Annotated in this window: 7 protein-coding genes; all 7 read left to right on the forward strand. The window is 72.7% G+C overall.

All coding sequences use genetic code 11. The annotated features are described in order from the left end of the window. Window positions 1-208: 208 nt before the first annotated feature. Entirely contained in the window at window positions 209-781 is a 573-nt protein-coding gene (locus AOK18_RS15790; protein WP_055694772.1) for a YqgE/AlgH family protein, read from the forward strand. A gap of 28 nt (window positions 782-809) precedes the next feature. Then, window positions 810-1,115, forward strand: a complete 306-nt coding sequence (locus AOK18_RS15795; protein WP_055571524.1) for a DUF3039 domain-containing protein — start codon at window positions 810-812, stop codon at window positions 1,113-1,115. A gap of 210 nt (window positions 1,116-1,325) precedes the next feature. Beyond that, a complete protein-coding gene (locus AOK18_RS15800; RefSeq protein WP_055694773.1) occupies window positions 1,326-2,618 on the forward strand; it encodes an extracellular solute-binding protein in 1,293 nt (430 codons plus the stop codon). Between the two features lie 4 nt (window positions 2,619-2,622). Continuing rightward, entirely contained in the window at window positions 2,623-3,597 is a 975-nt protein-coding gene (locus AOK18_RS15805; RefSeq protein ID WP_055694774.1) for a carbohydrate ABC transporter permease, read from the forward strand. Between the two features lie 5 nt (window positions 3,598-3,602). Next, on the forward strand, window positions 3,603-4,472 hold the full coding sequence (locus AOK18_RS15810; protein ID WP_420865617.1) for a carbohydrate ABC transporter permease: 870 nt from the start codon (window positions 3,603-3,605) through the stop codon (window positions 4,470-4,472). Between the two features lie 10 nt (window positions 4,473-4,482). Beyond that, the gene (locus AOK18_RS15815) at window positions 4,483-6,132 is read left to right on the forward strand and encodes a beta-N-acetylhexosaminidase (RefSeq protein ID WP_055694775.1); all 1,650 of its coding nucleotides are present in this window, start codon (window positions 4,483-4,485) and stop codon (window positions 6,130-6,132) included. A 389-nt stretch (window positions 6,133-6,521) separates the two neighbouring features. After that, window positions 6,522-7,095, forward strand: a 574-nt coding sequence (locus tag AOK18_RS15820) for an FAD binding domain-containing protein (RefSeq protein ID WP_240503195.1), incomplete at its 3' end; no start/stop codon positions are given.

Here is a 7,095-nt window from a genome sequence, read left to right on the forward strand (position 1 = left end):
GGGCCCGCCGCTGCACGGGCGGTTTCCCCCCGGACACTCCGGGTCACCGCCGGCGCCGTGCGCCGGGGGTCCCCCGTACGCCCGCCGGGCGGGCGCGGCCCGTTCCGGGCGGCGCCCCACCAGGCCGCTCGCGGACCGGGCGGCCGCGTTCACCCCCGTACCCCGATTGCCTCCCCACGGGCGGGGAAGATGCGGGATCATGTCTGGCATGACCGAGGTGTCCTCGCTCACAGGGCGGCTGCTCGTGGCCACGCCCGCCCTGGCGGACCCGAACTTCGACCGTGCGGTCGTCCTCCTCCTCGACCACGACGAGGAGGGGTCCCTCGGCGTCGTGCTCAACCGCCCGACCCCGGTGGGCGTGGGGGACGTCCTGGAGGGCTGGGCGGACCTGGCCGGCGAGCCCGGGGTCGTCTTCCAGGGCGGCCCGGTGTCGCTGGACTCGGCCCTCGGCGTCGCCGTCGTCCCCGGCGGGGCGGGGGGCGGGGACGCCCCGCCGGGCTGGCGCCGCGTCCACGGGGCGATCGGGCTGGTCGACCTGGAGGCGCCGCCGGAGCTGCTCGCGGCCGACCTCGGCTCGCTGCGCATCTTCGCCGGGTACGCGGGCTGGGGCCCCGGCCAGCTGGAGGACGAGCTGGCGGAGGGCGCCTGGTACGTCGTGGAGTCGGAGCCCGGCGACATCGCCCACCCGGTGCCGGAGCGGCTCTGGCGCGAGGTGCTGCGCCGCCAGCGCAGCGAGCTGGCGATGGTGGCCACCTATCCGGACGACCCTTCGCTCAACTGATGCGTGTGAGCTTCAGTACCCTTGCCCCATGAGCACTCTTGAGCCCGAGCGCGGGACTGGTACGGGGACCCTCGTAGAGCCGACGCCGCAGACCTCCCACGGCGACGGCGACCACGAGCGCTACGCCCACTACGTCCAGAAGGACAAGATCATGGCGAGCGCTCTCGACGGCACGCCCGTCGTGGCGCTGTGCGGCAAGGTGTGGGTGCCCGGCCGGGACCCGAAGAAGTACCCGGTCTGCCCCCTGTGCAAGGAGATCTACGAGTCCATGAGCGGCGGCGACGACGACAAGGGCAAGAGCGGCAGCGGCGGCAAGGGCAAGGGCGCCCGGTAGCCGCGCCCGCCCCGGGCCCCCAGGCGCGTTGTGTGCGCCTTGGGGGCCTTTGTGCTGTCCGCGGCGGGCCGCGGAACGCGTCCGCCGGTCACAGAGTGGTGGAGACCTCTTGTGGGCCCGTTCACCCAGTGCCTAGCCTCCGGTGTTGTTGTTGTGCACAGCGAAACCAGCGTTGCACATGATGCAACGCTTCATCGGAGGATGCAGTCCATGAAGCTGTCCGTCCGCCTGGTCGCCCTCGCGGCCGTCCTCGCCACCGCCGCCTGCGCGCCCCAGACCTCCGGGGACTCCTCCTCCGGCAAGGACGAGAAGACCGGAACCTTACGCGTCTGGCTCTTCCGGGAGGTGAACAACGCACCCAAGGAGAAGGCCGTCGAGTCCGTCGTCGCCGGATTCGAGAAGGCGCACGACGGCACCGAGGTCACCGTCGAGTACATCCCGGTCGAGACCCGCGCCGAGCGCATCAAGGCCGCCTTCAACGACCCGAAGTCCGCGCCCGACCTCGTCGAGTACGGCAACACGGACACCGCCGGCTACGTGAAGGACGGCGGACTCGCCGACGTCACCGAGGAGTTCGGCGCCTGGGACGAGGCCAAGGACACCGACCCGACCGCCCGGCAGTCGGTCACCGTCGACGGCCGGGTCTACGGGGCGCCGTACTTCGTGGGCGTCCGCGCCCTCTACTACCGCACGGACGTCTTCGACGAACTCGGCCTCGAACCCCCCGCCTCGCAGGCCGAACTCATCTCCACCGCGCGGGAGATCCGCGCCGCGAGGCCGGACCTGTACGGCATCGCCGTCGGCGGCGCCTACACCTACGGCGCGATGCCGTTCCTCTGGGCCCACGGCGGCGAACTCGCCACCGGCAAGGGCGGCTCCTACGCCTCCGCGATCGACACCCCCGCCGCCCGCAAGGGCATCGAGGCGTACACCTCCCTCTTCGGCGACGACAACTGCCCGGCCGCCAAGTGCGCCGGCATGGGCGGCAACGACACCGTGACCGCCTTCGCCTCGGGCAAGGCCGCCATGGCGATCGCCGGCGACTTCAGCCGCGCGGCGGTCGAGGCCGGAACGGTGAAGGGCGACTACGCCGTCGTGCCGCTGCCGGGCGTGAAACCCGGCTCCGTCGCCCCCGCCTTCGCGGGCGGGAACAACCTCGGCGTCCTGAAGTCGACCTCGCACCGCACCCTCGCCGTCGACCTGATGCGGCGGCTCGCCTCGAAGGAGGCACAGGGCGAACTGTTCGACGCGATGGGATTCCTGCCGACCTTCTCGGACGTGCGGCAGCGGGCGGCGGCCGAGGAGCCGTTCCTGAAGCCGTTCGTCGAGACCCTCGCCGCCGACACCAAATTCGTGCCCGCCTCGCCCGCCTGGGCGCAGATCGACGCCTCGCAGGTGCTGCCCACCATGTTCCAGGAGGTCGTCAGCGGCAAGAAGGACGTGGGCGCCGCCGCCGGGGACGCGGCGAAGAAGATGAACGAGGCGTTCGGCTCGGTGGGCTGACCCGGTGACCGCACAGGACACGGTGGCCGTGCGGGGGCGTCCCGCGCCCCGCGTGGCCGCCCCGCCCCGCACACCGCGGCCCCCGCGGGGCCGGGGCCGCACCCGCGGCGCCGGCCTCACCCCCTGGCTCTACCTGGCCCCCGCCCTCGTCGTCCTCGGCGGGCTGCTCGCCTACCCCGTCCAGCAGCTCGGCGTGATCTCGCTCTTCCGCTACACCCAGGCACAGGTCAGCGGCGGCGAACCGGCCACCTTCCAGGGCCTGGGCAACTACCGGGAACTCCTCGCCGACGAGCAGTTCCGGCAGGTGCTGCTCACCACCGTCCTGTTCGCGGCGGCCTGCGTGGTCTCCACCCTGGCCGTGGGCTGCGCGCTCGCCGTGCTGCTCACCCGGGTGAGCGCCGTGCCCCGGCTCGCGCTGATGCTGGCCGGGCTCGGCGCCTGGGCGACCCCGGCCGTCACCGGCTCCACGGTCTGGCTGCTCCTCTTCGACGCCGACTTCGGCCCGGTGAACCGGATCCTGGGCCTCGGCGACCACTCATGGACGTACGGGAGGTACAGCGCCTTCCTCCTCGTCCTGCTCGAAGTCGTCTGGTGCTCCTTCCCGTTCGTGATGATCACCGTCTACGCCGGCATCCGGGCCGTGCCCGCCGAGGTGCTGGAGGCCGCCGCCCTGGACGGCGCCTCGCAGTGGCGCGTGTGGCGCTCGGTGCTCGCCCCGATGCTCCGGCCGATCCTGGTCGTCGTCACCGTCCAGTCGGTGATCTGGGACTTCAAGGTCTTCACCCAGATCTACGTCATGACGGGCGGGGGCGGCATCGCCGGCCAGAACCTGGTCCTCAACGTCTACGCGTACCAGAAGGCGTTCGCGTCCTCGCAGTACGGACTCGGCGCCGCGATCGGCGTGGTGATGCTGCTGGTCCTGCTCGCCGTCACGCTGGTGTACCTGCGGCTGCTGCGCCGCCAGGGGGAGGAACTGTGACCCTCGTGAGCCGGGACGCGACGCGCCGGACGAAGGCCGTGCGCGGGTCCGTGCGGCGTCCGCGGCGGCCGGTCGCCGGGGCGGCCGCGCTGGCGGTCGCGGCGGTGGTGGCCTTCCCGCTGTACTGGATGGTGCTGAGCGCCTTCAAACCGGCCGGCGAGATCGAGTCGGACCGGCCCCGGCCGTGGACCCTGACCCCCACCCTGGATTCCTTCCGGCGGGTCTTCGGGCAGGCGGAATTCGGCCGGTACTTCCTCAACAGCGTGGTCGTCGCGGTCGCCGTGGTGCTCGCCTCCGCGCTGATCGCCTTTCTCGCGGCGACCGCCGTGACGCGATTCCGGTTCCGCATGCGGACCACTTTGCTGATCATGTTTCTGGTGGCCCAGATGGTGCCCGTGGAAGCGCTGACGATCCCGCTGTTCTTCCTCATGCGGGACGCGGGCCGGCTGAACACGCTGTGGTCGCTGATCCTGCCGCACATCGCGTTCTCCCTGCCGTTCGCGATCTGGATGCTGCGGGGATTCGTGAAAGCCGTTCCCGAGGCGCTGGAGGAGGCCGCGTACATCGACGGCGCGAGCCGCGCGCGGTTCCTGTGGCAGATCCTTTTCCCGCTCGTTCTGCCGGGGCTGGTGGCCACCAGCGTGTTCTCCTTCATCTCCGCCTGGAACGACTTCCTGTTCGCCAAGTCCTTCATCATCAGCGACATCTCGCAGTCGACACTGCCGATGGCCCTGCTGGTCTTCTACAAACCGGACGACCCCGACTGGGGCGGCGTGATGGCGGCGTCCACGGTGATGACGGTTCCGGTGCTGGTCTTCTTCGTACTCGTACAGCGGCGCCTGGTCTCCGGACTGGGCGGCGCGGTGAAGGAGTGACGTGACATCCCTGACGGAACTGGTCCCCGCACCCCGCGGCGTCGTCGCCGGGGACGGCGAGGTGCGGCTGACGGAGCGCTCCCGGCTGTACGCCGGCCCCGGGACGGAGGGCGCCGGCCACTGGCTGGGCGCCGTGCTCCGGCAGGCCACCGGCCTGCCGCTGCGCGAGGGCCGGGGGCCCCGCGACACCGCCGGCGGCATCGGGCTCGCGCTCGACCCCGGGCTCGGCCCCGAGGCCTACCGCCTCGTCAGCGACCACGACGGCGTCCTGATCGAGGGCGGCGACGCGGCCGGCGCCTTCCGGGGCGCCCAGACGCTGCGGCAGCTCCTCGGCCCCGACGCGTACCGCAGGGCCCCGCTCGGCCGCGACCGGGCCCGGACCGTGCCGCACGCCACGATCGAGGACGCCCCCCGCTTCCGCTGGCGCGGCCTCATGCTCGACGTCGCCCGGCACTTCATGCCCAAGGAAGGCGTGCTGCGCTATCTCGATCTGATGGCCGCGCACAAACTCAACGTCCTGCACTTCCACCTGACGGACGACCAGGGCTGGCGCATCGAGATCGAGCGGTACCCCCGGCTGACGGAGGTCGGCTCCTGGCGCGCCCGGACGAAAATCGGCCACCGCGCCTCGCCCCTGTGGAACGACACACCGCACGGCGGCCACTACACCCGGGACGACATCCAGGAGATCGTCGCCTACGCGGCCGAGCGGCATATCTCCGTCGTCCCCGAAATCGACGTGCCCGGCCACTCGCAGGCCGCCATCGCCGCGTATCCGGAACTCGGCAACACCGACGTCGTCGACACCGCCTCGCTGACCGTCTGGGACACCTGGGGGATCAATCCGAACGTCCTCACCCCCACCGACACCACCCTGCGCTTCTACGAAGGAGTGCTCGAGGAAGTCCTCGAACTCTTTCCCGCCGACGCCACGGGCCCCCGGGGACATTCGGCGTTCGTCCACATCGGCGGCGACGAATGCCCGAAGGACCAGTGGCGCGCGTCGGACACGGCGCAGAAAAGGATCGCCGCCCTCGGCCTGGCCGACGAGGACGCCCTCCAGTCCTGGTTCACCGGGCACTTCGCCGGCTGGCTCGCCGAACGGGGCCGCCGCCTGATCGGCTGGGACGAGATCCTCCAGGGCGGCCTGCCCCCGGGCGCCGCCGTGTCCTCCTGGCGCGGCTACGGCGGCGGGATCGCCGCCGCCCGCGCGGGGCACGACGTGGTCATGTGCCCCGAACAGCACGTGTACCTGGACCACCGCCAGGACGCGGGCCCCGAGGAGCCCGTGCCGATCGGGTACGTGCGCACCCTGGAGGACGTCTACCGGTTCGAACCCGTCCCGGCGGAGCTGACCCCCGAGGAGGCCGGGCGGGTGCTCGGCACCCAGGCCAACGCCTGGTCCGAGGTGACGGAGGACCAGGCGAGGGTGGACTACCAGGTCTTCCCCCGGCTCGCCGCCCTCGCCGAGGTCGCCTGGAGCGCGCTGCCCGCCCCCGCGGAACGGGACTTCGCGGACTTCGAGCGGCGGATGGCCGCCCACTACCGGCGGCTCGACGCCCTCGGCGTCGCCTACCGCCCGCCCACCGGACCACTGCCCTGGCAGCGGCGCCCCGGCGTGCTGGGCCGCCCCCTGGACGGCCCGCCCCCGCACCGGTAGCCGGTGGCCGGTGGCCGGCCGGTCCCGCGGGCCCGTGGCGCCCCCGGACCGACGGCGCCCCCGGACCGACGGCGTGCACCGGACCGGCGGCGTGCACCGGACCGGCGGCGTGCGCCGCCGGTCCGGCACATGCGCGGAAGTCCGCCCCATCCCTGACAGTCCGTACGGAAAGGGGGCAGGAACCGTCGAACCGTGCCTGTTCGATCACATGGGAGATGATGTCGGAAAACGGGTCAAGTGGTCCGCGAGGCGGGTGAACACCTCCTAGCGGACCCCTGTCTTCGGCACCCGCGAAGATGTGCCAGAGTTGCCACGTCCGCCCTGTCAGGTCGTACCGTACGGCTGCAACAGGTGGGACCAGGTGGGGCCGCGGGAAGGGGCAGCCGGTTTTGAGCACGCACGCACCGCAGGCGGCGCAGGCCGTGACGCTGCCCACGACGCTGGACGAGGCGGTGGCGGCGCTCACCGCCATGCCCGCCGCCGTGCCCGTCGCGGGCGGCACCGATCTGATGGCCGCCGTCAACTCCGGTCAGCTCAGACCGACGGCGCTGGTCGGCCTCGGCCGGATCAGCGAGATCCGCGGCTGGCAGTACCAGGACGGCCACGCGCTGCTCGGCGCCGGTCTCACCCACGCCCGCATGGGCCGCCCCGACTTCGCCGCGCTCATCCCGGCGCTCGCCGCCTCCGCGCGGGCCGCCGGACCACCGCACATCCGCAACGCGGGCACCCTGGGCGGCAACATCGCCTCCGCCGCCCCGACCGGCGACTCGCTGCCCGTGCTGGCCGCGCTCGAGGCGACGCTGATCATCGCGGGCCAGGGCGGAGCCCGCCGCGAGATCCCGGTCTCGCACCTGCTGGCCGGGATGGACATGCTGCGGGCCGGCGAACTCATCGGCTACGTGCGCGTGCCGCTGCTGCACGCCCCGCAGGTCTTCCTGAAGGCCACCGGCCGCACCGGCCCCG

It is taken from the genome of Streptomyces prasinopilosus, from assembly GCF_001419695.1.
In the GTDB taxonomy this organism is placed as follows: domain Bacteria; phylum Actinomycetota; class Actinomycetes; order Streptomycetales; family Streptomycetaceae; genus Streptomyces; species Streptomyces prasinopilosus.

Excerpts from the sequence above, each read along its gene's own strand:
- AOK18_RS15790 (WP_055694772.1), top strand. The coding sequence starts at position 209 with ATGACCGAGGTGTCCTCGCTCACAGGGCGGCTGCTCGTGGCCACGCCC.
- AOK18_RS15795 (WP_055571524.1), top strand. The coding sequence starts at position 810 with ATGAGCACTCTTGAGCCCGAGCGCGGGACTGGTACGGGGACCCTCGTA.
- AOK18_RS15800 (WP_055694773.1), top strand. The coding sequence starts at position 1,326 with ATGAAGCTGTCCGTCCGCCTGGTCGCCCTCGCGGCCGTCCTCGCCACC.